This window comes from Fundidesulfovibrio sp., assembly GCF_058402725.1.
Genome location: NZ_JBZVFJ010000332.1, coordinates 1 through 1,715, shown reverse-complemented (window position 1 = coordinate 1,715; position 1,715 = coordinate 1). Strand labels below are relative to the sequence as shown.

General features: G+C 70.7%; 2 protein-coding genes. Both read right to left on the bottom strand.

Features of this window, described 5'->3' with window-relative positions:
- Positions 1 to 1,081 (bottom strand): asparagine synthase-related protein (locus tag ACV4UX_RS19295; RefSeq protein ID WP_491594899.1); only part of this gene is annotated, 1,081 nt, incomplete at its 3' end.
- Positions 1,078 to 1,715 (bottom strand): asparagine synthase-related protein (locus tag ACV4UX_RS19290; protein ID WP_491594898.1); only part of this gene is annotated, 638 nt, incomplete at its 5' end. The genes ACV4UX_RS19290 and ACV4UX_RS19295, both read right to left, overlap by 4 nt.

The following is a 1,715-nucleotide window of genomic DNA, read 5'->3' as shown; positions in this document are numbered from 1 at the left end:
CGCGGTAGTAGAGGGTGTGCCCCCGGGGCTTCAGGGGGAAGACGGAGGGCAGGTACATGCCCTGGAAGAAGTAGTCGAAGCCGTGGCCGTGGAAGGCCACGTCGGCGTGGGGCGAAACCTGGTCCGCGAAGCCCAGGAACATGCACATGGGGTGCTGGAGCGCCCCGGTGAGGCGCAGGGCCTTGTCGAACACCGAGCGGTAGTGGTCCGGGAAGAAGGGAAGGAAGGTGTGGGGCGCGCCGACGGTTTCGGCGAGCTTGCGGGCCACCTGGACCTCGCGGTTGGGGAACTGGTTGATGGTGAAGCAGGCGGGCGGGCGGCCCATGTCCGCGAAGGCGGCCAGCATGGTGCGGGTGTCCATGCCGCCGGACAGGAAGAGGGCCGGGCGCGCGCCGTCGCTGGTCTTGCGGCGGATGGCGGCCTTGATGAGCTCCGCCAGCTGGCCCGCGCAGTGGTGCAGGGGGGCCTGGGTCTTGCGGGTGTAGTCCGGCCGGTAGTAGCGCTCCACGGCGACGCGCTGGCCGTCGAAGCGCAGCACGGCGGCCGGGGGGATGATGCGCGTCGCGGCCTCGTGGGTTCCCTCCCCGAAGACGCGCTTGTAGGCCAGCAGGTGGTGCAGGGTGTCCTGGCGCACGCGGGCCAGCCCAAGCGAGCCCAGGCGTCGCCAGAGGTCGTCGAAGGCGAAGGAGGCGGCGAAGCGGGAGCCGTCGTGGTGGTAGAAAAGCGGCGGCGAGCAGAAGCGGCTGGAGACGGCGGTGAGCGTGCCGCGCTTCTCGTCGGCGGCCAGGAGGAGGAATTCGCCGTCCAGGGAGCGCAGGAAGGCCGGGTCGTCCAGACCCTGGGGCAGTCGCTTGGCCACGCCTTGCACGTCGATGGCGTCGCCCAGCAGGGGGGAGCCCAGGATGCAGAGCTTCACGCCGTCCCGTTCGGCCAGAAAGGGCGCGGGATGGAAGCTCTCGTGGCGCAGGAACACGGGGTTCCCCCCCAGGAGCGCCCAGGGCTCGCAGGGGGCCGGACCGGGCATGCCGGTTTCGACGAGGAAGGAGGGCAGGTCCACGCGGATGGTCTGGGGTGCGGTCATGGTGCGTCTCCGGAGGCGATGGCGGCCCTGGGGTCCCGGCCTTGGGCCAGGGCTGCGGGGGCCAGCTCGTGGAAGAGGGCGTGGTGCCGGGCCAGGTTGTAGAGTCTGGCGGAGAGCCGGTAGCTGGGCATGAGGGCGTCCAGCAGGGCGTTGTCCAGTGCGTCGCCCAGGAGGTCCTTGAGGTAGGGGCTCTGGAGCACGGGGGGGCGCATGGGTCCGGCCTGGAGGGGGGCCAGCCAGCGCCTGAGGGGCTGGGGCCATCCCATCTTGTCCCTGCGCCAGACCACCTCGTCGGGCAGCCGCCCCTGGAAGGCCTTGCGGGCCAGGAACTTGGTCCAGCCGCCGTGGATCTTGTAGGTGGCGGGCAGGGCGTTGAGGAAGAGGATGAGCCGGTAGTCCATGAAGGGCTGGCGCGACTCGATGCTGTGGAACATGGAGTGGCAGTCCACGTTGCGCAGAAGCTTGGGGAGCGAGCCGCCCAGGTTGCCGTGCAGGGTGACGTTGAGGGGCTGGTCGGTGAAAGCCGTGGAGACGCTTCGCCGGGCGCGGTAGTCCGCGTCGAGCCGGGCGGCGGCGAGGTGTTCCAGTGGCGATCCGCCGGGGCGGGTCTTGAGGCGCAGGACGGCGAAGAGCT